Source organism: Brakhagea baltica (assembly GCF_052161605.1).
Taxonomy (GTDB): Bacteria; Planctomycetota; Planctomycetia; order Pirellulales; family Pirellulaceae; genus JBKCUI01.
Genome location: NZ_CP197409.1, coordinates 3,117,023 through 3,140,137 on the forward strand (window position 1 = coordinate 3,117,023; position 23,115 = coordinate 3,140,137).

The 23,115-nt window shown below is 52.3% G+C and carries 19 protein-coding genes; 13 read left to right on the forward strand and 6 right to left on the reverse strand.

Annotation, left to right across the window (positions count from 1 at the left end; genetic code table 11):
* Positions 1-206 precede the first annotated feature (206 nt).
* Complete coding sequence (locus SH449x_RS11545) at positions 207-341, reverse strand: hypothetical protein (protein ID WP_482381488.1); 135 nt, start codon at positions 339-341, stop codon at positions 207-209.
* Positions 342-379: 38 nt separating this feature from the next.
* On the opposite strand from SH449x_RS11545, the gene SH449x_RS11550 reads away from it, so the two are divergent.
* The 5 genes from SH449x_RS11550 (at position 380) to SH449x_RS11570 (ending at position 4,095) form a co-directional block, all read left to right on the forward strand.
* A complete protein-coding gene (locus tag SH449x_RS11550) occupies positions 380-619 on the forward strand; it encodes a hypothetical protein (protein WP_482381489.1) in 240 nt (79 codons plus the stop codon).
* Positions 620-656: 37 nt separating this feature from the next.
* Positions 657-1,964: an outer membrane protein assembly factor BamB family protein gene (locus SH449x_RS11555; RefSeq protein WP_482381490.1), complete on the forward strand. Its 1,308-nt coding sequence runs from the start codon at positions 657-659 to the stop codon at positions 1,962-1,964.
* 30 nt (positions 1,965-1,994) lie between these two features.
* Positions 1,995-2,765: an SDR family NAD(P)-dependent oxidoreductase gene (locus SH449x_RS11560; protein ID WP_482381491.1), complete on the forward strand. Its 771-nt coding sequence runs from the start codon at positions 1,995-1,997 to the stop codon at positions 2,763-2,765.
* 26 nt (positions 2,766-2,791) lie between these two features.
* Positions 2,792-3,598, forward strand: coding sequence for an SDR family NAD(P)-dependent oxidoreductase (locus SH449x_RS11565; protein ID WP_482381492.1), 807 nt, complete (start codon positions 2,792-2,794; stop codon positions 3,596-3,598).
* Positions 3,599-3,663: 65 nt separating this feature from the next.
* Entirely contained in the window at positions 3,664-4,095 is a 432-nt protein-coding gene (locus SH449x_RS11570; RefSeq protein WP_482381493.1) for a VOC family protein, read from the forward strand.
* Between the two features lie 104 nt (positions 4,096-4,199).
* Here SH449x_RS11570 and SH449x_RS11575 read toward each other — a convergent pair whose 3' ends face one another.
* The 4 genes from SH449x_RS11575 to SH449x_RS11590 form a co-directional block, all read right to left on the reverse strand.
* Positions 4,200-5,816, reverse strand: a complete 1,617-nt coding sequence (locus tag SH449x_RS11575; RefSeq protein ID WP_482381494.1) for a hypothetical protein — start codon at positions 5,814-5,816, stop codon at positions 4,200-4,202.
* A gap of 249 nt (positions 5,817-6,065) precedes the next feature.
* On the reverse strand, positions 6,066-6,287 hold the full coding sequence (infA, locus tag SH449x_RS11580) for a translation initiation factor IF-1 (RefSeq protein WP_482381825.1): 222 nt from the start codon (positions 6,285-6,287) through the stop codon (positions 6,066-6,068).
* Between the two features lie 264 nt (positions 6,288-6,551).
* Complete coding sequence (locus SH449x_RS11585; RefSeq protein ID WP_482381495.1) at positions 6,552-8,072, reverse strand: alpha/beta hydrolase-fold protein; 1,521 nt, start codon at positions 8,070-8,072, stop codon at positions 6,552-6,554.
* A gap of 116 nt (positions 8,073-8,188) precedes the next feature.
* Positions 8,189-8,641 (reverse strand): ferritin-like domain-containing protein, encoded by a 453-nt coding sequence (locus tag SH449x_RS11590; protein ID WP_482381496.1) that lies wholly within the window; start codon positions 8,639-8,641, stop codon positions 8,189-8,191.
* A gap of 212 nt (positions 8,642-8,853) precedes the next feature.
* On the opposite strand from SH449x_RS11590, the gene SH449x_RS11595 reads away from it, so the two are divergent.
* On the forward strand, positions 8,854-9,840 hold the full coding sequence (locus tag SH449x_RS11595; RefSeq protein WP_482381497.1) for an aldo/keto reductase: 987 nt from the start codon (positions 8,854-8,856) through the stop codon (positions 9,838-9,840).
* 9 nt (positions 9,841-9,849) lie between these two features.
* Here SH449x_RS11595 and SH449x_RS11600 read toward each other — a convergent pair whose 3' ends face one another.
* Entirely contained in the window at positions 9,850-11,295 is a 1,446-nt protein-coding gene (locus SH449x_RS11600) for an MBL fold metallo-hydrolase RNA specificity domain-containing protein (protein WP_482381498.1), read from the reverse strand.
* Between the two features lie 137 nt (positions 11,296-11,432).
* On the opposite strand from SH449x_RS11600, the gene SH449x_RS11605 reads away from it, so the two are divergent.
* The 7 genes from SH449x_RS11605 (at position 11,433) to SH449x_RS11635 (ending at position 23,090) form a co-directional block, all read left to right on the forward strand.
* Entirely contained in the window at positions 11,433-12,593 is a 1,161-nt protein-coding gene (locus tag SH449x_RS11605; RefSeq protein ID WP_482381499.1) for a DegT/DnrJ/EryC1/StrS family aminotransferase, read from the forward strand.
* Between the two features lie 16 nt (positions 12,594-12,609).
* Positions 12,610-13,389 carry a PIG-L deacetylase family protein gene (locus SH449x_RS11610; protein ID WP_482381500.1) on the forward strand — a complete coding sequence of 260 codons (780 nt, stop codon included), beginning with the start codon at positions 12,610-12,612 and terminating at the stop codon, positions 13,387-13,389.
* Positions 13,390-13,958: 569 nt separating this feature from the next.
* Positions 13,959-14,630 (forward strand): FadR/GntR family transcriptional regulator, encoded by a 672-nt coding sequence (locus SH449x_RS11615; protein ID WP_482381501.1) that lies wholly within the window; start codon positions 13,959-13,961, stop codon positions 14,628-14,630.
* 131 nt (positions 14,631-14,761) lie between these two features.
* Positions 14,762-17,233 (forward strand): DUF1592 domain-containing protein, encoded by a 2,472-nt coding sequence (locus SH449x_RS11620; RefSeq protein WP_482381502.1) that lies wholly within the window; start codon positions 14,762-14,764, stop codon positions 17,231-17,233.
* Between the two features lie 140 nt (positions 17,234-17,373).
* Complete coding sequence (locus SH449x_RS11625) at positions 17,374-18,726, forward strand: DUF1552 domain-containing protein (RefSeq protein ID WP_482381503.1); 1,353 nt, start codon at positions 17,374-17,376, stop codon at positions 18,724-18,726.
* A gap of 131 nt (positions 18,727-18,857) precedes the next feature.
* On the forward strand, positions 18,858-20,087 hold the full coding sequence (locus tag SH449x_RS11630) for a hypothetical protein (RefSeq protein ID WP_482381504.1): 1,230 nt from the start codon (positions 18,858-18,860) through the stop codon (positions 20,085-20,087).
* 60 nt (positions 20,088-20,147) lie between these two features.
* Positions 20,148-23,090 (forward strand): PSD1 and planctomycete cytochrome C domain-containing protein, encoded by a 2,943-nt coding sequence (locus tag SH449x_RS11635; RefSeq protein ID WP_482381505.1) that lies wholly within the window; start codon positions 20,148-20,150, stop codon positions 23,088-23,090.
* Positions 23,091-23,115 lie beyond the last annotated feature (25 nt).

The window sequence follows — 23,115 nt, forward strand, 5'->3', positions numbered from 1 at the left end:
AGCAAATGCAGGGTTAAGGAACACCAATCGACGCTAATCATCAAATGGCTGCTTGGTTCCTTGGGCGGGCTCCCGACCTCGCCATGGGCGTTTGCTACGTTTATCGCCAAGCAGGTGAAGCTCCGATGAAAAAGCCTGCGGCATTCGCCTGCGGTCGAAAAGGGACGCGATTTTAGACTCTTGATATGTGGCAGTGACAAGACTTCCTACAGCGTCTCCAACGAAGAAAGCAGAGTAAGTAACGCGAATTGTTCAACCAGCTTTAGAGCTCCATCCATTTCTGGTAGAATATAGGCGATGCCAGAACTTTGAAGAATATCCAGGGCAACAGAAAGCTTCACCTTCCTCCTTTCAATACCACGACGGACAAACTGCCATTATGAAAAATGCCTTTCAACATCTGAAGCTCGTTTGCACGGCAGTTCTCTGCTCGATGTTCACCCTGAGCTCGAGTCAACTGTTTGCTCACCCTGGCCATGATCACCACGTACCACAAACCGGTATTTTGCACTGGTTGCTGGCACCTATTCACGCCGTCCCCGTTTTGCTCGTGCTCGGGCTGGTAATCACCCTCGTGGCATGGAAGCTTCAACTTTCGAGCCGCTTCGACGCTAAGTAGTCCGCTATTTCTTCCCCTCCCAACAAGGCTCCTTAACATGAGATCCCTCCTTCGACGACTGGTAATCGCTTCTACATTTGGTTTGTGTTCGTATAGTTTGGCAATATCAGAAGACTGGCAGCAGTGGCGAGGTCCAACCAATGACGGACATTCGGCAGACACGAATGTCGTAAAAGATTGGTCTTTGGACACCAACGTCAAGTGGAAAACACCACTGCCAGGTCGAGGGGGTTCAACTCCGATTATCGTTAATGGGCGAATCTACCTTACAAGTGGCGATAAAGGAGATTTGGTTGCGATGGGACTCTCCGGCGAAAGCGGAGAAGTGCTTTGGAAGACGCGCGTTACCTCTGGCGATCAACCAGCACGGGGCGACGAGGGCAACTCGGCATCGGCGTCACCAGTATGCGATGGTGAACACGTTTGGGTATTCTTCTCGAATGGGGTTTTGGCCTGCCTAACGATCGATGGCGATGAAGTTTGGAAGTTCGACGTCGGCGAGCGTTTCGGTCGCTTGGATATTCAATTCGGGTTAACCTCAACACCAGTTCTCGATGGCGACCATCTTTATCTCCAACTCATCCACGGGGCGATGAGGCGGGGGGATAATACTCGAACCGGACAAGTCATCAAGCTCGAAAAGAAGACCGGCAAGACGGTTTGGGTTAACGATCGAGTTACCAACGCAGATTTCGAATGCAAACATTCTTATGCCTCCCCCTTTCTCCATCGAGGAGAAGAAGGTGAGTTCTTGGTAGTTCATGGCGCAGATTGTATCACCGCTCACGATTTATCGACGGGCAAGGAGCTTTGGCGGTTTGGGGAACTCAATGGCCCTACGCGCTGGAATGCTAAACAAAACGATCCTACGTTCCGATTTGTCGCCTCTCCGCTCATCACGCGTGGCAGGGTGATCGTACCCACCGCCAAAGAAGGTCCGCTTGTTTCTCTCAAGCTGGATCAGCTCAAGGGTGATAGCTCAGCAAATGCTCAGGCGGTCGCATGGGTTTCCCCTAGAACGCCTGATGTGTCCATCCCTCTCGCGGTCGACAAGTATATCTATCTCCTACAAAAGGATGGGCGCTTGCAGTGCGTCGAGTGGGATACTGGCAAAGAGGTATATCTACAGCGAGTTCACTCATCACAACACCGCACAAGCCCGATTTACGCGGACGGATATCTTTATATGGCATCTAGTGACGGTACCGTTAGTGTTGTCAAGGCCGGGCCAGAGTTCGAATTAGTCTCATCGGTCAACGTTGGTGCGCCCGTCACTGCATCTCCTGTCATCAGTGATGGAACACTCTTCATCAGATCATTCGATGCGATCTATGCCATACGCTAAAAGCGTACTGGTAATCTCTGAAAGTTGACTATGGAAATCCAGCTATCCAACAAAATCGCTATTGTTACAGGAGCTGCTTCGGGAGTTGGGCTCGCAACCACACTATGTTTGCTAGAAGCAGATATCGCAGGAATCGTAGCGGTGGATGTTGCTGAAGCAATTCCACCGGAATTCTCTGCATTTACGCAAGGCTCCAAACCCCGTTTGGTTTATGTTCGAGGCGATGTTGCCATTGAAGATACTGTAACTCGATACGTCACCTCTGCGATCGAGCACTTTGGTAAAATCGATGTATTGATTAATAATGCGGGGGTGAACATCGTAAAACCTATCCATTCTCATACGGATCAAGATTGGGATTGGATAATGAACACAAACGTTAAAGCAATCTTCTTAGCAGCCCGACAAATCATCCCGATCATGCTCAAACAGCAGAGTGGGCTCATTTTGAATATTGGTTCGATTTCTGGCCTCGTTGGTCTTAAACACCAGGGGGCATATGCAGCATCGAAAGGAGCCGTGCACCAAATGACTCGGCAAATGGCGATTGAATATGCATCACAAGGCATCCGAGTCAATACACTCGCACTTGGAACCGTAGACACCCCGGTGCTTTATGCATCAGCTAATCAAACCAATGATCCAGAAGCATTTCTTGCTGGGCTTCGCAGCCAGCATCCGATTGGTCGAATTGCATCAGCGGAGGAAGTCGGACGCTTCATTACGTTTCTATCAAGTGATTTTGCTACCTTCTTTACGGGAGCGACCTTATCACTCGATGGTGGTTTCACCGCACAGTAAAACATTTCCACCAAGAAGCATTCATCATGGACTTGCAGCTTAAAGATCGTCGCGTTCTCATAACTGGAGGCGCGAGCGGCATCGGTCTAGCCACCGCTCGCCTTTTCGCAGAAGAAGGAGCGGAATTGGTTTTGTGGGATGTATCTAGCCACGTTGACGCAGTAGCCGAGACACTTCGAAGTGAAGGTGCCAAGGTCGAATCGCATGTTGTTGACATTGTCGATTCGGAACAGGTCGCGGGTGCAACACTAGCAAGCACCGAGCCAGGGCGATCGATTCATCATGTTGTGCACTGCGCAGCGATTGGTTCGGGCAAATTTGGATTTCCCTTTACCAACCTAGAACCCAGTGATTGGAAGCTTACGCTGGAAATCAACATCATGGGGATGGTGAATGTCGCGCATTCGCTTTCTCCCGTTATGATCGAGCAACATTTCGGTACCTTTGTGTTTCTGGCTTCGGTGGCCGGCCAAATCGGCTCTCAAACCGATCCACCTTACAGCGCCAGCAAGGCAGCGAATATCAATTTCGCACAGTGCATGGCCAAAGATTTGGCTAAACACAACATCCGAGTCAACACGGTTTGTCCCGGCATGGTGCAGACGCCACTTAATCGGTCGGTCTGGCAAGCCTGGTATGAACAAACTCCAGAGCCCGAGCGATTGACTTACGAGGAGTGGACTACGAACAAGATCAAAACGGTAGTACCATTAGGGCGGTGGCAGACCAGCGAAGACATCGCCACCATGATCGTGTTTCTCTCATCAGATCGAACCAAAGAAGTAACTGGCCAGACTATCAATGTTGATGGTGGTTTTGTCATGCATTGGTAGAACAGTGATTCGAACAAATAAATCAAGCCGAGCCATACCTACACTTTTGAAAGCCTTGCACCGATATGCTTACACCATTTCACCTAGCGATCCAAGTTCGTAACCTTGAGGAAGCTCGCGACTTTTACGGGACAAAGATGGGCTTCCCGGAGGGACGCAGCAGCTCCGAATGGATTGATTTTGACATGTTTGGGCATCAATTGGTCGTTCATGTGAATCCCCAGATTGGTCCAACCGGCACGATTTCGCAAATGTCAAATCACGTCGATGGACATGGAGTCCCTGTACCTCATTTCGGAGTTGTTTTGGAAGTAGAAGCGTGGGAGCAGCTAGCGGAAAGGGCGAAGACCTTTGTAGACAAATTCGTTATCGAACCTTATGTGAGATTTCGAGGTGAGCCGGGTGAGCAATACACGATGTTCTTTAAAGATCCCACTGGCAACGCACTCGAATTTAAAGCATTTCGAGATATACAAAAGTCATTGTTTGCCAAATAGCTTTGTGCAAACACTTGAGCCGTCTTCGCATTTCACCGGGCAAATGAAAAAGGGAGGTGACTTGCACCTCCCTTTGGGAACTTATGCTCGATTCGATCGGATCACTAGAATCCGCCGCCACCGGCTGTCATGGATGCCGAAACGGCTTTGATGACGTTATCTTCGAGTGTGACTCGTACGACGGCGTCACGTCCTTCATTCTTAGAGTCGATCATGATCTGATCCTTACCTGCCGAAGTTACTTCGACTGCGGCGTCCAAGCCGGGATTGGTTTCGATGGACTTCATGAACGACAGCAATTGCCCAAGTGAAAATCGCATCTTAACGGCTTCTCCAGCAGCTGAAGGCTTGGCCATGGCTCGATCAACGACTTTCTTGACGTTGCTTTCGCAGTCCTTTCCGATGGAAACAAAAACGGCGGTCGGCGTGGTGGCAAGAGTCGCTGTCACTCGCTTGCCAAAAATCGCGACAACCTTTTCGTCAGCATTCGGCGGTAAGGCGATCGATAGCTGGTGCAAATTAGCGCCGGCATGCTTGCCAGTATTCACTTTGAGGCTGATCTGATCGCCAAGTGGTGCCAAATCTTTCGCAGCATTTGCCGCGATGGCTTCCACCTTGCTACCGTCTGCTACGTTGAAGGCGGCTGCGATATTCAAATATGGCGAGGTAGTGATGTCCGCAACGGTTTCAAGCTGCCCCTTTTTGGCGGTCTCTACAAACAGATCTGCGAGTTGAGTTAGATACTCTTTTGCTTTTTCTGCTACATCTCCGTCATCGATCTGATCAACAGCGGCCTTAACAGCAGCTTCCATCGCGGTTTCAATTTGTGCAATATCTTCTGACGCCACAAGCTGCAGCGATTGCAGCATCATCATCGAGGATTCTTGAGGGACTCCAGCGAGTACAGCCTTGCTGCCCTTCATTTTAGCCAGGTTGAGAGCAAGCTTTGACCCTTCGACGAACCGAGATCCGAAATCCAGAGTCGTCTTGGATTCAGCCTTGTTTACTGCCAAGCCGATCTTGAGTGCTTCGGTGCTATCGAGAAACTCCTGGAGCTGTTCCTTGACCTGATCTGCACTTTTCAATGCTTCTTCGGCTTGTTCCTCATCCATGTCAGTCATCGCTTGCTCGACTCCAGCGTCATACTGGCTAAAGAGCATCTCAATGAGAGGCTGAGGGATGTTTCTTGGGTTTAGGTCTACGAGGACATCGTACTTCGCGACCAATGGCTTGAGAGTCTTCGTTGCCGAAATATCAAAGTTGAGAACGGCATCTTCCGTTTGGCCAACGAGCAACCACTCACCCGAGTTTTTCATATAGATCGAGTTGCCAAGGTTGAGCTCGTATAGCCCATCCCCTAAATCCTCAGGCTCACCGAATATGGCCAACTGCCCGAAGAAAATCTCGAGGTCTTTGAGAGGTAGTGCAGCGACGGGAGCAGGGTTGCCGTACTCATCAAGTTCGACGAACACGCCCATGGGACGGCTGGTGTCCAGGCCGGCAGTATACTCCGTCAATGCCGTCTTAACGGTACCAGCTGCGAAACCTCCGCCTCCCAATCGAGCGAGATGCTGGATATTAGGCACCATGGTATCGAAGGGAGCGATGGCAACTTTTACAACGGATTTGTCCGAGTCGCCAGCGTTCGCACTAGCTGCCAGCAAAACAGGGGAGGCAGCCAGGGTCATTGCTGCAATCTTGGATCGAATGGACCACTTCATACTATTACACGTCTCCTCGAGCAAAACTAGGGATGAATCGTCAGCAGTTTCTTGCACCGTAACTGTTTCTTAACCGAACCAATTCGGCGATGGATATCGGATCTTGGTTCAAAAATGTTCCCAACCTAAGAAATAGGCAAGATCCGAAAGGAAATCTTATAGTTATATGACGAAAGACGCGAGTCGCAACGAGGCTTGAGCCAGGAAATTGGAACGAATAATCCCGCGTGTTCCAGCGTGATCGGTCGACTACCGTTCTCGAAATACGATTCGACCCTTTGTCAGGTCGTAGGGGGACAGCTCCACCCGGACCTTGTCACCGGGAACAATTCGGATGAAATTCTTTCGCATTTTGCCTGCGACGTGAGCCAGCACTTCGCTGCCGGTCTCTAATTGTACTCGGAATCGCGTGTTGGCCAGAGCCTGGGTAACGGTTCCCTCTACTTCAAATGCTTCTTCGTTCTTCGCCATAAATCTTGTTAAGCCCCCAACTGCCCCTCTATCCCATTCTCGACATGGAATGGGCCATACTTCTTTGTTCGGAAAATCTGCCTTCTCGCTGCCGATCTTCGCAAGGGCACCAATGTTATAGGCTATCGAACCACCGATCGTCCACTTCAAAAGCTCCATTCCCAGTGATTTGCAGGGGATTAGAAACGAAATTTCGATCCCAATGCACAGTAGGCATTTATGTGAACGATTAGCTAAGAGCCCATCAAATGGCAACAATGTCGGCTATTTTTTCGGGGTCCCGTCAGGTTCGTAGCTCTCGAGAAACTTGTCTTTCATGGTTTCCCGCATCTTTCGCATCACCGCCTGAGGAAGTCCGTGGCCGGCCCCCGGAACGATCTCCACCTGCGCGTCGCTGCCCAGCTCCCGCAGTCGCTCGGCCATTTTCATGGTTGCTCCCTCGAGGTAAAACGTGTCGAGATCCCCCATGGCTACGTGCAGCTTGCCCGCCAGCAAAGGCTTGAGCTGCTCCCAGTTGTCCTGGATTTTCATGCTGATATCGTACTTTTTCCAATAGGAGACTACCTCGTTGTCGACCACGCCGGTTTTGGGATCCCAGGCTCTACGCGGTTCTCCTTTCTCGTCGCGAGGACTAAAAACAGCATCAAAAGATCGCATCTGCCCGCCGCGACCGAGCACTTGATCCATCTTGCAAAAATCGTCGTACCAAAGCATGACATTCTGCCCCTGTCGGGCGAGCGGCCGCCGGTTCCCGCTCGGATCAACGTAAACGCTCTGCGGGGGGAACGCATACATATCCGTGCCTTGAAAGTCTCGAAAATCAACAGGGTCTGGAGCCGTACTGAACACGCCGCCAAAGGTCTCCGGATAGCTGACTTGCAACCAAAGACTGGACCACCCTCCGCTGCTGTGCCCGCCCACAAACCTAGCTTTGGGATCAGCTATGGTGCGAAACTCGCTGTCAACATACGGAATCAATTCCTTCACCAACGCATCGCCCCGTGGCCCATTGGTATCGCTATTGGCATAAACGTGATGCCCATATTTGCACTCACCCGTCAGCATGACTTGAATGAACTCGACTTCGCTTGCTGCACGTCTCGGATTCGGATCCCTCCCCATGCCGCGTAACACTCCACCAAAACCGGTGACTTCGTAGTAGACCGGGTACCGCCGGTCGGGCGAACTCTCATATGACTCAGGTAGTATGACCGCCGCGCGATCGATGACATCCTTGCCAAAATAGGCCGACAGCAACTCGCTCTTTCTCTCAACAAACTTGACTCTCGCCGTGTCTTTGTACTCAATATCAGGAATGATCTGATCGAGCTCCAGGGTGACCGAGTCATCACTTTTGGGGTTCCATGCAACAACATTGCTGTACAAGTTACCTGGTCCTTGATGTGCAGGAGCGTAGTAGAAGTCTCTGTCCAATACCGCTTGCAAACGATAGTTTTTGTTAGGCCATTTGGAAATCACTTCCGGAAAGGCTTCGGCCAGGTCATCGAACTCAATGGTTTCGCCAGGCTTCCAATCCACAACTTCTAGGGCCGCAAAAGGTTCCGGACCGAACCAGTTCGGGCCTTGCATGGGAGAGCGTTGAGGATTGGTCGTCGTAAACACGAACAGTCTGCCAGCAATCGGCTGATCTGTAACGCTTTCAGAAAACTTTACCCGAAACTTGGGCTCAGCGGCTGACGCGGTTTCCACTAGCCCGATCAGGGCGAGAAAGAGTATCGCCAAGAAAAGCGGACCAGATCCGATCAGAGGGTGTCGATTCGTCATGGGGTGGATCGCCAAAGAGAAAAATTGCAAAGCTGCGTGCGACCCGCATTCTAGATTAAAAAAAAGGGCACGCTACCAAATAGCATGCCCCTGGCTCAAATTTCTAGCAGAGCGAATTAGCCGGACTTTCTGGCAGTCGACGTCTGTACCGCAGCCTGACTGTTGCGGAGCAATTTGGTGTATTCCTCCACTCCCTCTTGCTCGTCGAGCAAAATATCTTCCAAGAAGATCACCAAAGGCTTGTTGCCCTCAGCTAGCTCGAGTGCTTGTGTGTACATCTCGACCGCTTTGGATTCGAACGCCAAGCTGTTTTGAAGGACTTCGGTTAGATCCTTGGATTGCTTGATTTCGTTTCGCTGGGCAACGGGAACTCCACCCAGTGACACGATCTTGTTGCCGATCAAATTGGCGTGTTTGAACGATTCTTTCGCGTCTCCCTCAAACTTCTCTGCGTAAACCTCTCTCCAAGGCCCCTCGATAATAAAGGATGCCTGGGAATACTGAGCGACACCAGTCCACTCATGCTTGAGAATCTCGTTGAGATGATCGATGATTGCTTGATTACTCATACTATTTTTGTCCTATACGGTTTGAGTTTTGTTCGTGTTGTGCTCAGGAAGTATTGGCTTTTAGGACCGCATTTTCAAGCTCGAATCATAGAGCAACAGCAGAAAGGGAACAGAAATCTTGCGTAGTTGAGATTCGATGTCAAAACGACTTGTGTTATGATCCATTGGTCGGTCATTTACGCCGCGTTTTTCCTCGAATCGGGCAGAAAAAAGTGAAGTATCGGAAACTTGGTCAGACTCCTTGGAATGTTTCGGAAGTCAGTTTTGGAGCGTGGGCGATCGGTGGCTCCTGGGGCGCTGTGGACGATTCGCAATCGATGGCGACTCTGCATCGAGCACTCGATTTGGGGATTAACTTTTTCGATACCGCCGATGTCTACGGTGACGGCCATAGCGAGAGACTGCTGGCCCGCCTCAAGCGAGAGCGCCCGGAATCGGAAATCATCATTGCGACGAAAGCGGGCCGCAGGCTGCCATCGCAAACGCTAGAAGGCTACAGCAAAAGCAACCTACAAGATTGGCTAGACCGCAGCCGCAAGAATCTCGAATGCGACACTCTGGATCTGGTTCAATTGCACTGCCCGCCAAACGATCTGTATTACTCACCTCAAGTGTTCGAATGGCTCGAGGAGTTCGTTGCCGCAGGGGTTATCAAATACTACGGAGTCAGCGTCGAGAAGGTCGAGCAAGCGATCAAGGCAATCGAATTCCCAAATCTGCAAACAGTTCAAATCATATTCAACGTCTTCCGTCAGCGACCCGCCGAAGTATTCTTTCCCTTGGCACTAGAGCGACAAGTCGGGATTCTGGCACGTGTGCCATTGGCATCAGGCTTATTGACGGGAAAGCTGAAGCGAACCAGCGAATTTGCGACAGATGACCACCGCAATTTCAATCGACATGGCGAGCATTTCGATCAGGGTGAAACGTTTTCTGGCGTGGATTACGATCTTGCTCTCGATGCCGTGGAAGAACTGAAGAAGCTTGCTCCTGCTGATGTCTCTCTTAGCCAGTTGGCGCTGAGATGGATTCTCATGAACCCAGCCGTCAGTTGCGTTATTCCCGGTGCTCGACACCCTGAACAGATTGCAGAAACAGCCGCAGCGAGCGATCTTGCAGAGATTTCCGAATCGACCATGAACTCGATTCAGGCGATTTATAACAAGATGATACGCCCGAGCGTGCATCATCGCTGGTAGAGCGATCCGCTAAATACCAACCTCATCGAACAGCGATGGGATGGTCACATTGGCATATCCTTCTTGAGTCAGTAGCTCTTGAAGGGTGAGCTTAGCCTCTGCTTCACCGTGTACCAAGCAAATTTTGCGTTCGCGATTCACCGTATCCAGCAACCGCACCAGATCTTTTTGGTCACCGTGGGCCGAGAAGCCTTGAATTTGCTCCACACGAATCCACTTGTTCCAAAACCTGCCTTGGAGTTTGACAACAGGTCGATTCGACAACAACTCCGCACCTAAAGAATCGGGAGCTTGGTAGCTAACCAGGATGAGGCACGTCCGCGGATCGTCAATGTGACATCGCAAATGATCCAGGATTCGGCCCCCTTCGCACATCCCTCCAGAAGCAACGATGACACACGGTTCCTTCGAGGTGGTTCGCCACCAGGCCTCATCGCTCGATTCTAGCCACTCAATCCCATCCGTCGGCTGGGCTGTATCGGAATTTTTATTAAGCCCGTCGTTTCCAAAGTCTCGATAGACGTAGTCGAATTGTGATGCGAGCGGACTGTCGATGCAGATGGGTACGTTAGGAATTCTTCCGGATTGCCTGAGTTCTAGCAAACTGCATTTGAGGAAATTGGTTCGCCCCAGACTAAAGGCCGGTATGAGCGCCTTGCCCCCCGCCTCGATGGTTTGATTGATCAACTCGGCAAGCTTATTGAGTGTTGCGTCAAACGGTTCGTGCAAGCGATTCCCGTAGGTGCTCTCACAGACGATAAGATCCGCATCTGGAATGGAGACGGGTGTGCCGATGTAAGGAAAATCGAATCGTCCTAGATCTCCGGTAAAAACGAGCTTGCGCGGACCTGACTCGCCTCCTCTAAGGTCCATTTCAATCATGCTGCTGCCGAGAACGTGGGCTGAGTTACGCATGCATATCTTGATGTCGGCCAAGGGTTGCAATCGTTCGTCGTAATCAACCCCTTGAAACAACCGCAGCGTAGCGTCCACATCGTCGTACGAAATGAAGTGCGATTCATCAAGGACCCGTTGATCGCCCCCACCTCGATGTGCCCCTCGCCCTCGCCGACTTCCGGAATAGAATCTCGCTCGCTCCCACTCACGTTCGTGGACCCTGGCTACGTCATAAAGCACGATCTCTAGCAGTTCGAGGGTCGCGTGGGTGCACAGGATATTGCCGCGAAAACCATTCTTAACCAACAGGGGCAAGCTGCCGCAATGATCGATGTGGGCGTGGGAAATTAGGACCAAATCGACTTCGGCAGGTGAAAAAGGAAACAAATCCCGACCGCTGTGCGATTTGCTCTCTTCCTGCCCGAAACTTTTGCCACAGTCCAGCAATACCCTCGAGCGGCCCGTGTCAACCAGATGCATCGATCCGCTAACAGAGTCCGCTGCACCGTAGAATGTGAAGGTTGGTTGTTGCAAAAGTTGGTTAACGAGTCTCGGCATTCGGGAAATGATATCTTTCGTTCTCGAAACTCGCTAGGCAGAATGCATGCCTTCCGCTTGACTCGGCTCCGACTAAATCGGTATTCTGGCGAAAAATCGTCTCGATACTCGTGCCATTTTATTTCAAAGGTGCATTTATGGCAGCAGGGAAGCTTGCCGGCGTTCCGTTACTCGATGTCAATCGAGGAAACTTACTGGTCCATGAAGAGATCATGGAAGCGATCGAAGCGGTCGTGCTCAGCGGCCGATTTTTGCACGGCCCCGATGTGGGGGAGCTGGAATGCTCCGTGGCAGGTGTGTGCCAAACAAAATATGCCATCGGCTGTGCTTCTGGCAGCGATGCCCTTTTGCTAGCTCTCATGGCCCTCGAGGTACAACCTGGTGACGAGGTTATCGTCCCCAGCTTCACCTTCTTCGCAACGGCATCCGCCGTCGCTCGCCTCGGTGCGATCCCCGTCTTCGCCGATATCGATCCCCACACTTACAACATCGATCCGTCGCAGATCGAAGCTAATATCTCCTCACGAACCCGCGCTATTATCCCAGTTCACTTGTTCGGACAGTGCGCAGCGATGGACAAGATCTGCGCCATTGCCGAAGCCAAAAAGGTACCTGTCATCGAAGATGCAGCCCAAGCCATCGGTGCCGCCTATCTCGGCAAGCCTGCCGGTGCATGGGGAGATATGGGCTGCCTCAGTTTCTACCCAACCAAAAACCTTGGCGGGATGGGAGACGGTGGAATGATGGTCTGCCAAGATGACGAGCTGGCCAGCAAACTGCGGTTGTACGCCGCCCATGGTATGCAACCTCGGTACCACCACAAAGTGCTCGGTATTAACAGCCGACTCGATACGATTCAAGCAGCCATACTGCGCATCAAGCTTCGTCAACTGGAATCGTATAATGTTGCTCGTCAACAAAATGCACTGCGGTACAACGAAATGTTTACCAACGAAGGCTTGGTGGGTGAGTTCGAGCTCCCATTCCAATCACCTCATGCAAAACATATCTGGAACCAGTACGGAATTCGAATCGCTAATGGTGAACGAGACGCATTGCGACAGCATTTGCAATCCGTAGGGATCTCCACGGAAATTTACTACCCGATTCCTTTGCACCTGCAAGAATGCTTCAAAGAGTTGGGCTACTCCGAAGGCAGCTTGCCTCACACCGAAGCAGCCGCCAAGGAGATTTTGCACCTGCCTATCTATCCCGAGTTATGCGTGGAGGAGCAAGTTGCAGTCGTTCGTGGTATAAAGCAGTTCTACGGTTCCGCAGCATTGAAACTCTCCGCTTAGAATAGCCGCTTTTGACATGACACGAATATTAGTATTGGGTGCGCATCCGGACGACGCTGAGTTTTTCGCTGGAGGTTTCCTAGTCAAGCACTCGCAATCCGGTTCGGTGATTCGAATGGTTAGCGTGACCAACGGACAGTCTGGTCACCAGTCGATTCCTGAGTCCGAACTGATTGCGATTCGAAAAACCGAGGCTGCGAGCGCAGGGCAATGTATCGGTGCAAGCTACGTGACCGGCCCGTTTCCCGATGGTTCCCTCCAACCGTCACTAGAAGTGCGGCAATGGATTATCAGAGAGATTCGCGAGTTTGCACCGGATCTGGTTCTTACCCACCGTCCCTTTGATTATCATCCTGACCATCGAGCGGTTGGGCAAGCGGTTCAGGACGCATCCTACATGGTCATGGTGCCCAAAGTGGTTGCTGACGTTCCGAGGCCATCGCACGAGCCTGTCGTTGCCTACATGGTAGATTTGTTCACACGCCCTAGTCCGTTTCGCGCTGATGTTGTCATAGATGTGTCAGAACACATCGAGAGCGTCGTCGATATGTTGGCTTGCCATCAATCACAAGTTTTCGACTGGTTGCCTTGGATCGAGGGAATCAGAGCAGAAGTACCTGATGAAGAGCCTGCTCGCCGGGAGTGGCTCAAAGCATGGTTTCTGGCCAAGGCGAAGCCAAGAGTTCAAGCGTTTTGGAAATCGCAGGGTGCACCGATGCTTGTCGAAGCATTCGAGATTTCCGAATACGCAGGCAAGCCGTCACAAGAGACGATGAAGAAACTGTTTTTCGAATGAAGAAACTGCAAAGGCCGCGACCGATTTGAAACGCTGAGTCGTAAATAGAGTGCAATGGCTCCAAAGAACTCTTCGAGCGAATTTCAGGTCGCATGGGGAGGAAGGAACGCATCTACCAGACGCGATCGGATGCGCGTTGGTTCGCTTGCCGGCGGCGTTGTTCCCAATAAAGTCTTAATCTGAGCGACAAATCTGAGCCCGCTCTTCAGTCTGCTGGAAAATCAAATCTTGTTGGCAAGCAATGAGTATTTGCACGTGGATTGATGAGTTGGTAGTTTAAGTTGTCGAGAAATGTGTGGCGAAAAATGCAGGACGTAAATTGTCCCCCCATGTTTCGCCATACATTTTTCCACTGTTTACACACATCATGAAGCATTCAATTTGAAATCCATATCACCGATTTTCTGCGTTTAATGCTATTCGACTGTGTTGTCATTGCCGCGGATTAGCCGCGATTCCGGGGATTAGTTGTGACGGGCGTTCACGTCTGCCGAGACTTGACATTGAACAGATTGTCAGACAATCTATTAGAGAGTCATTCGTTTCGCGAGTTCATGCAGGAAAAAAAAATGCAAACCATTACCAGGCCCAAAATGCGTGATCAGGTTTCCGAGCAGATCAAGCAGTACATCATCGAGCGCAAGCTGATGCCGGGGGATCGATTGCCCAACGAGAACCAGCTCGCCGAGACGTTTGGCATCAGCCGTCTGAGTGTCCGCGAAGCGACGAAGACCCTCGAGTTTCTCGGCATCATCGAGTCCAAGACGGGCGTCGGGCTAACGGTGGGGCGAATCAACATGGAACGAATGACAAAACATCTGGGTTTTCACTCAGGACTGCTCGATGCCGATCCGCAGCAATTGATCGACAGTCGCGTGATCATCGAAACCGGTGTCGTGCCGCACGTCGTTCGTCGGATGGCGGATGATCCCTCTATCCTTGAGAACCTGCAAAGTCTTGTGGATCAGTTTCGTACCGCAAAGAATTTGAAGGAGTGTATCGCGATTGATATTCAGTTCCACCGAACATTGATCGAAGCCAGCGGTTTGCAGCCACTGGTTGCCTTTAACGAGTTGTTGGTCGTGTTCTTCAGGCGATTTTTCGATGCCATCAAGAAGGTCGATATCAAGGTTGGTATCGAGCATCACCAACGGCTTGTCGACTTGCTAGCTGCGGGTCGAATCGAAGAAGCAACTGCAGACTTACGAGAGCACATCGAAGACAATAAACGCCGGTTGTAGAGGCTGTCAAAAAATGTAGGGCGAAAAATTTCCGTTCCCCATTTTTAGCCCTACATCTTTCGACAGTAATCAGTCTGCAGACGAAACCCCACCTCAATACATCCCACCAATGATTCAATTCCTTATCAACTATGTTCATTACGCAAAGCATTACCAAGTCTAGTTTCGCGCTGATTACAACGCTCTTTCTGGTCAATTTCGCCTCGGCTGCCGACACTTACGAAACCTTCGTCGCAAAACACTGTATCGCTTGCCATGGGCCTGACCACCAGGAGAGTGAACTGCGAATCGACACGCTATCGCGAGATTTTGCACTGGGTGGCGACGCGCACCGCTGGGCCGAGTTGATCGAACGGGTCAATATCGGTGACATGCCGCCCGAAGGCGAGCCGCGTCCGACACAAGAGGAGATCGAGGGGTTCGTGACGCAACTCAGCGGCTTGATCCGCGAGGGGCGAGCGGCACGCATGGCGGCGCGTCCACCGGTGGCTCATTACCGCCTCAGTCGCAAAGAATACCAGAACACGATCTATGACCTGCTGGGTGTACACTACGATCCCACCGAACCAGGCCAGTTGAACGATGATACGCTGTGGCACGGGTACGAACGAATCGGGTCGGAGCTGTCGTTGTCGTCATCTCACGTCGAGCGATACTATCGCGCTGCGGAGATCGTGCTCGATCGTGCCTTTACAACAGGTGCCAGGGAGTCGCAGAAGCTCAAGAAAACTGCGGATTTTCTGCGTTATCGCTACAGTAGTAACGGCCAATACCAGAAGGAATGGCTGGAGCGGTTTGGCATTTATCGACCACTGCGTTATTTAATCTACCCCGGCTTGCCGCGCGTCCAGGAGAAACTTGACCTGGCACTCTCGCCGGATTGGTTCGAGAAGCCTCCGCAAAGCGGTCTGTATCGCGTGCGGCTCCAGGCCAGTGGAATGCGTCCGCCTGGCGGTCAGCTACCCCATTTTCGGATCGGCAAAAAGTCGTCGGCGGATGTCATCGACGGGCTTGTCGAGCTGGACATCACTGCGCCGGAAAATGAACCGCAGATTTTCGAGTTCGAAGTTCTGCTGGAAATGCCAACCGAGCTTTACTTCGACGTCGTGGCAACCAACGGTATCCCCCAAGGTCGCAGTGGAGGCGCGTTTACTTATGCGATCGCGCTCCGGCCGTCGTACATTTTCACACACAGCAGCGAAAGCCATATCCTCAATCCAACGGCTCCGCAGATGTTCGACGGGCAGGGCAATGCGATTTACTCGACCGTCTTGTTGGACTGGATCGAGTGGGAAGGACCGCTGGAATCCGAAGCCGAACGAGCTCTCCGCAAGGACCTTTTGCCACCCAATGACGCAACCTCGGAAGTGGTAGCGGAACACCTGCAGAGGTTCGCCCAGCGAGCTTGGCGGCGACCGGTTAGTCATGAAGAACTTCGCAGTTATCTGACTGCCTACCAGCAGGAACGCGAAGCGGGCGAGACAACCGCTGAGGCGTTTCGAGTTGCGATGAAAGGTGTGCTTACGTCGCGGCACTTTATCTATCTGGTCGAGGGTGCCCCCGCAGTTCGCGAAAAGCTGACCGATTGGGAACTGGCTTCTCGGCTTTCGTATTTCCTCTGGAGCTCGATGCCTGACGAAGAACTCTTCAATGCGGCGGAAGATAACGCTTTAACTGGCACCGGATTGCAAGACGAAGTCGAACGCATGTTGTCCGACAGTCGCGTCAACAGCTTCATCGAAGATTTTTCTCGCCAATGGATGCAATTGCACAAGCTGGGGATGTTCGCCCCGGACAAGGGACTATATCCCAAGTATGACGGTTGGCTGGAGGAGAGCTTACGGAATGAGCCGATCGAGTTCTTCCGCGAGTTGTTCACACAGAACATGCCGGTCGAAAAGTTCTTGGATGCCGATTGGACGATGGCGAATGCCAGGGTCTGCGATTTCTACGGCCTGCCAGAACCGGCGTCGAGCGATTTTCAAAGAGTATCGCTCTCGCCTGAAGCTCATCGCGGTGGCTTGTTGACAATGGGCGCAGTATTGGGGTTAACCTCCGACGGGACGCGGCACCGCCCGGTGCATCGCGGTGTTTGGCTGAGCGAGACCATCTTCAACAAGACTCCGCCGCCACCACCGGCCAACGTCGACCCGATTGAACCAGTGCCACCAGAAGGTAATAAAGTTACGATCCGACAAAGATTGGTAGCTCACGCGCAGAACGCCAGTTGTGCGGCCTGTCATCGCAACATCGATCCACTCGGTTTTGCCTTCGATCAATACGACGCGATTGGACAATGGCGGGCGCGCGAACGGGTGGAAGGTGGCAAAGGGCAAGATCCATTGGTAGACGCCTCCGGCGTAATGCCTGATGGTCGCAAGTTTCAAGACGCAAGCCAATTCAAGCAGTTGCTGCTGGACGACCGCGACAAATTCATGCGAGCCTTTATAGAACACCTCAGCACCTACGCGTTACGCCGTGTGCTGACCGTGGATGATGCGGATGATATCCAGTTGATCTTCGATGAAGCGAAGCAGAACCAGTACGGCGTTCGAGACATCGTGCGGGCCGTAGCGCTGTCGGCGTTGACGAGGAAGCGATGAAATTCACAACCGCAACTTCAGTCATTTAACTGTCGAAAGATGTAGGTCGAAAAATGGATTCCTACATCTTTCGCCCCACATTTTTCGACAGACATCCATACTGTAACTCAATAGCCACCTACCAATACGAGTGAGATACAATGAACTTTCTATCCCAATCCTGGCTGATCAATCGTCGTCACGCGCTTCGTGCAATGGGTACTTGCATTTCGTTGCCGATGCTCGAATGCATGACTCCGCTGCGAGCCGCAGAGTCAACCGCTTCTCCGAAACGTAGTTGCTTCATCTATTTGGCCAATGGAGTCAACACACTCGACTTCCAGGTCACCAAGGCAGGCAAAGACTACGAACTATCTCGTTCGCTGAAACCGCTCGAGCCGTTCCGTGATGTGATCACACCGATCAGTGGCATGCATCATCCGGGCGGACTGGGGCATGCTCACAGTTGCATCAAGGTCTTCTTGACCGGTGGCAAACTGGGACCGTCCGATCGCAACAGCATCTCGGTCGACCAGAAGATGGCAGAACTGACCGGGGAACATACGCGATACCCCTCCATGGAAATCGCTATCAACCAAGAGTCGCTTGCTTGGACGGCAGACGGGGTTGGCTTGCCTCCGCTGCGTCGTTGCAGCGAGATCTTCGCGTCGTTGTTTGGTGAACCCAAAGGAGGCAAGGCGGCTCAGCGCAGGAACCTGCGTCGCAAGGCCAGTGTGCTCGATGCAAACCTGGAAGAAGTCCGTCAGCTTGAGGCCAAGATGGGAGCGGCAGACAAGGGACGCATGGAACAGTACCTGGCTTCGGTTCGCGAAGCCGAGATCCGCGCTCGACGTGCCGACGCTTGGCTTGACACGCCGATCCCTGACATCGCCGAAAATGACCGCCAACGGACCAACCGTGACATTCCAGAAACGAAAGCCGGTGACTATTTCCGCACCGTGTACGACTTGATCGTGCTCGCTTTCCAGACCGATGTGACTCGCGTGGCGACCTTCAGCATGGGAGGCGAAGGGCATGCGATCTCGATTCCTGAAATCGGCATCACCCAGACGCGGCACATGCTCAGCCACCACGGTGGCGACCCGAACTACATGGAAAAGCTCACGCAGTACGATACTTTTGCGTTCGAACAATACGCTTACTTCCTGAAGCGATTGTCCGAGACGACCGATGTCAACGGTCAGCCTCTGCTCGATACAACCATGTCGCTGCTTGGTAGTGGCATGTCGTATGGTCATAGCCATGGTAACGCCAATCTTCCGTTGGTGCTGGCTGGCGGTAAGGCCATGGGGCTCAAGCATGGCAGCCATGTTGACTTCAACCAAGGGCACTTTGACGGTTATCAACTCGACAAACCAGGCGAACACTATCGCATCTGCGGTCGTCCGTTGAATCCAGACGCTCACATGAGCAACTTGCTTCTGATGATGGCCCAGCGCATGGGCTGCGAGATCGATCGATTCGCCGACAGCAACTCGGCGATCGAGGTTTGAAATTACTTTCTCTTGGGATCATGAGATTGTCGAAAGATGTAGGTCGAAAAATGGAAGTCCGAATTTTCGCCATGCATTTTTCGACAGCTCATCCGACGCTCTCACACAACTGAATAGTTAGATGCAAACATATGAATAGAATCCGAAAGCTGTTCGCTGGAACTGCTGTTTTAAGTGTGATTTTGGCGTTACTGGCAACACGCGTCGCATTTGCCGATGAGCCGTTTCGGCCTGAGGTGGGAAAATTTCCACCGGCAGATAAAGCCGTCGCTTACACCGGTGAATTGACGTTCGTCGATCATGCGAATCGTCGTGGCAGTTTACGTGTGCCAGTAGAAGATGTCTTCTTCAGACAAGCCGGACAGCCGTTTGCCATGCTACCTTACGGTACGGTCCACTACCGCGGTGCACCTGCCGATTTGCGGGATATCCCCCTGGGTACTATTTTGCATGGTCGATTTTACCTACCGCCCGACCCCAAGTTTTCATCGGTTCCGAATGTCAATCAAGCCAATCACGCGATTTTGTTAGAAGACGAACCCAGCTTCTGTTTGCGCCAGGGCAAGGCTTGGAAGTTAAAGGAGCTGGAACTACGCGGCGATGAGGGGATGGTGGTCGCGTGCCGAGTATCCAAGTCGGGCGATGAAGCAGACGAAGCAGACCAGAAATTCACAGTAGACGACACCACACGTTTTTGGCGCGGTCGAGAAAAGTTGAGACTGGATGAGGTGGTCGCTGAAGGGATCTGGCCTGCCAATGGGAAGACGAAATTGGATGATCAGCTTGTCATGCTGGGACTCACCTGGCAACCCATGAACGACTTCTGGAAAGGAGCGTTCAACGGCTACCACATTTCCGACATTTGGCTGGACGATTCCTCAATGCAGCGTGCCAGTGAATATCAGAGATTGGTCCACAAGGAGTTCATTCAAGGGCGCTGGATGCCGGGCTGGGTCGACAAGGTCGAATACGGAGACTTCGGACGCGCGACGATAACAGCGACGTTGTTCGGTGGCATGGATTCATCGCTGTATGCGGATTTCCAGGAAGGACGCGATGCTCAGATCGGTAGTGCCACAACGGAATTGAAACACGAGCATGGTGCTTACTCGCACGCCCACATGGCGATCCGCGGCCCCGTTTCGGATGTCATTCACTCGGACGGCGATATCCCGCTGGGCAGCAGCGGAATCCAGATTCGTATGAACGTGGATCTGGTCCTCGAAGGGTTCCGTCCAGGCAGAATCATCCGGATTCGCCCCATGAACTGGCCCGCCGACAGTCTTCCGCGAGAAGAATGGATCGACGAAGGCAGCATGGCAGAACGTTTACCATCGCCCGATATTTTTCCCAAGTACTAGGCCAGGACGCGAAAACACAATGTTCTCCCCTTCGACACAAGCAGTCAACGAGTTTCAATCATGACAAAACAACACCTTCTTGTTTTTCAGGTTGCCGTTTTCGGTATTTGCTGTGGTTTGGTGACTGCGGTATCGATGGCGGATGAGCCGACGGACGTGACCATCTCCGTCGAGCACCGTGATTTCTTCGAGAAAGAAGTTCGGCCGCTATTGGTAAAACGATGCTTTGAATGCCATGGGGGCTCGGAAGCCGATGGCGGCTTGTCGTTAGCTTCCGCCAATGGTTGGATGCAGGGGGGCGATAGCGGACCCGCCATTGTTCCAGGCAAAGTCGATGAGAGCTTGTTGATCGAAGCCATCAACTATCGTTCGCTGGAGATGCCACCTGCGGACCGTGGTGGGAAGTTGCCGGAAAACGAAATCGCGATCCTGACGAAATGGGTCGAGATGGGTGCTCCTGATCCGCGCACCGGTAGCGAAGTTTTAGGAGGCATGACCTTAGAAAAAGCTAAAACTTGGTGGTCATTTCAACCACTGCCAGAACTGCCACCTGCTGATCATGCTTCCGAGATCAAACACATCGACAATCTGCTGCAGCGCGAAATCGACAGTCGTGGATTGGAATTGGCTCCACGTGCCGATCGCCGCACCCTGATCCGGCGACTGAGCTACGATCTGACCGGGCTGCCACCAAGCGCGGAAGAGGTCGAAGCATTTATTGCAGACACATCGCCTGATGCCTACTCGCGAGTAATCGAACGCTTGCTCGACTCGCCTCAGTATGGCGTCCACTGGGGACGACGCTGGCTCGACGTAGTGCGCTACGCCGACAGCTCGGGTACCACCAGCGACCATCCGCTGCCCCATGCCTGGCGTTATCGCAACTGGGTGATGGAAGCGTTCCAAAAAGATATGCCCTTTGACCAGTTCGTGCGTTTGCAACTGGCGGGTGATTTGCTGACTCGCGATGCGACCCCCGAACAACACGCCGAAGGAATCATCGCCACAGGCTATCTCGCCATTGCCCGTCGCTTTGGATTCGATAGCGACGCGGACATGTTCCTGACATATGAGGACGTGATTGATAACCTGGGCAAGAGTTTTATGGGACTGACCATAAGCTGCGCCCGATGCCATGATCACAAATTTGACCCGATCAACGCCATGGACTACTACGCCTTGTACGGGATTTTCGAGAGCTCTCGATTCGCCTTCCCTGGCTGCGAGAAAAATGGAAAACCTCGCGATCTTGTTCCGTTGATGAGTCCAGACTCCCTTGAGGCGCAACTACAGGATTGGGAAGTAAAGAACAAAGAACTGGAGACGGCCAAACGAACTCAAATGGAAGCGATCAAGTCCGCTGGTGTGGCGCTTGCCGAGCTTACCAAATCGAATCGAAACGTCCTCGTATCGCAACCCGTGCCGGAAGGTGGAAGCGTTCCTTTTGAGAAAACGGTTCACGTGAGGAAGGGCGATGTACTTGAACTGACCGTTCTACCAAATAGCAGCCATGGGGCCGATACGACGCGAGTGCAATGGCAAATCACAGAGACGGATGGGAAGAAACGCTCATGGGATATTTCGGATATCGCGCCAAAAATTCTGCAAGGCAATCCCATCACTGCTGGCGACGGCGGTGAGTGGTATTTCTTGGAGACCACTTTAGGTTCGGTACTGCTCGCGGAAATGCGACGCAGCATGGAGGGCAATCCTTCGATCCAAGGTTGGAGTCTCGATGATCTGCCAGCCGTGTTCGCAAACACTTCTGGGCAACCAGTCATGGCTTGGACGACTTTAGCCGCAGAATCGCTCTTTATGCATCCGGGACACAATCGGCCGGTAACTGTCGCCTGGGTAAGCCCCATGGACGGCGAGGTCCAATTGAGTGGATTGGTTGTCGACGCGCATCCTTCTGGAGGTGATGGCGTCCACTTTGAGCTAAACCACGTCGCTTCGTCTGATTATAGTTCGGCGCTAGCAAAACTTGGTGACTTGAATAGACCACTCCCGGAAGCTCCGCCGAAACCGGAAGTGCTTGTCGCTTACGCTGTAGTCGATGGCGATGCCAAAAACACCAGATTCCAAGAACGTGGTGAACCGGAGAAACTAGGCGAAGAAGTGCCGCGTCGTTGGTTGTCGGTATTTGGGGGCGGGCAGGTTCCTGAGGATGCCGGCAGTGGTCGTCGCGAGCTGGGTGATTGGATTGCCGAACATCCCTTAACGGCTCGCGTGATCGTTAATCGCATTTGGCAATGGCACTTTGGCGAAGGCTTGGTACGGACGCCAAATGATTTTGGTACACGTGGTGACCGGCCAACGCATCCAGAATTGCTCGAGTTCCTCGCGGCCCGATTCGTTCAAAGTGGTTACAGCGTCAAAGCACTCCACCGGCTGATAGTGCAAACGGAGGCTTACCAACGAGCCAGTGCCACGCCAATAGAATCCGATCCAGACAATCGCTTTCTGGCTCACTTCAATCGTCGCCGGCTCACTGCGGAGGAGCTGCGCGACAGTTTACTACATGCATCTGGACAGCTCGATCTTTCGCTCGGGACCAACCACCCGTTTCCGGAGGAGAAAGATTGGAGTTTCTCACAGCACAACCCGTTCAATGCTGTTTATGAAACCAATAAACGTAGTGCTTTCATGATGGTGCAGCGTCAGCGAAGGCATCCCTACCTGGCTCTGTTCGATGGCGCAGATCCCAACGCGTCAACAGCCGCCCGCCGCACCACTACCGTTCCCACGCAGGCGCTGTACTTCATCAATGATCCATTGTTCCACGCGCAAGCCGCGAAGTTGGCTGAGTCGGTCCAAGAAGAAACAACGAACGAAGTACGTCTGCAGGCCCTCTATCGCAATTTGTTCCAACGCTTGCCTACGCAAGCAGAGTATGAACGAGCAAACAAATTCCTCAATAACTACCCCGGTGAAGACAATGAAACATGGCCTGCCCTGGCCAGAATCTTGCTCGCAAGCAATGAGTTCACTCACGTGGACTAGAATGACGTCCAATGAGAGCTGTCGA

Excerpts from the sequence above, each read along its gene's own strand:
- SH449x_RS11605 (WP_482381499.1), top strand. The coding sequence starts at position 11,433 with ATGGCAGCAGGGAAGCTTGCCGGCGTTCCGTTACTCGATGTCAATCGA.
- SH449x_RS11635 (WP_482381505.1), top strand. The coding sequence starts at position 20,148 with ATGACAAAACAACACCTTCTTGTTTTTCAGGTTGCCGTTTTCGGTATT.
- SH449x_RS11570 (WP_482381493.1), top strand. The coding sequence starts at position 3,664 with ATGCTTACACCATTTCACCTAGCGATCCAAGTTCGTAACCTTGAGGAA.
- SH449x_RS11620 (WP_482381502.1), top strand. The coding sequence starts at position 14,762 with ATGTTCATTACGCAAAGCATTACCAAGTCTAGTTTCGCGCTGATTACA.
- SH449x_RS11560 (WP_482381491.1), top strand. The coding sequence starts at position 1,995 with ATGGAAATCCAGCTATCCAACAAAATCGCTATTGTTACAGGAGCTGCT.
- infA (WP_482381825.1), bottom strand. The coding sequence starts at position 6,287 with ATGGCGAAGAACGAAGAAGCATTTGAAGTAGAGGGAACCGTTACCCAG.
- SH449x_RS11600 (WP_482381498.1), bottom strand. The coding sequence starts at position 11,295 with ATGCCGAGACTCGTTAACCAACTTTTGCAACAACCAACCTTCACATTC.
- SH449x_RS11550 (WP_482381489.1), top strand. The coding sequence starts at position 380 with ATGAAAAATGCCTTTCAACATCTGAAGCTCGTTTGCACGGCAGTTCTC.
- SH449x_RS11590 (WP_482381496.1), bottom strand. The coding sequence starts at position 8,641 with ATGAGTAATCAAGCAATCATCGATCATCTCAACGAGATTCTCAAGCAT.
- SH449x_RS11565 (WP_482381492.1), top strand. The coding sequence starts at position 2,792 with ATGGACTTGCAGCTTAAAGATCGTCGCGTTCTCATAACTGGAGGCGCG.
- SH449x_RS11555 (WP_482381490.1), top strand. The coding sequence starts at position 657 with ATGAGATCCCTCCTTCGACGACTGGTAATCGCTTCTACATTTGGTTTG.
- SH449x_RS11585 (WP_482381495.1), bottom strand. The coding sequence starts at position 8,072 with ATGACGAATCGACACCCTCTGATCGGATCTGGTCCGCTTTTCTTGGCG.
- SH449x_RS11575 (WP_482381494.1), bottom strand. The coding sequence starts at position 5,816 with ATGAAGTGGTCCATTCGATCCAAGATTGCAGCAATGACCCTGGCTGCC.
- SH449x_RS11615 (WP_482381501.1), top strand. The coding sequence starts at position 13,959 with ATGCAAACCATTACCAGGCCCAAAATGCGTGATCAGGTTTCCGAGCAG.
- SH449x_RS11610 (WP_482381500.1), top strand. The coding sequence starts at position 12,610 with ATGACACGAATATTAGTATTGGGTGCGCATCCGGACGACGCTGAGTTT.
- SH449x_RS11630 (WP_482381504.1), top strand. The coding sequence starts at position 18,858 with ATGAATAGAATCCGAAAGCTGTTCGCTGGAACTGCTGTTTTAAGTGTG.
- SH449x_RS11625 (WP_482381503.1), top strand. The coding sequence starts at position 17,374 with ATGAACTTTCTATCCCAATCCTGGCTGATCAATCGTCGTCACGCGCTT.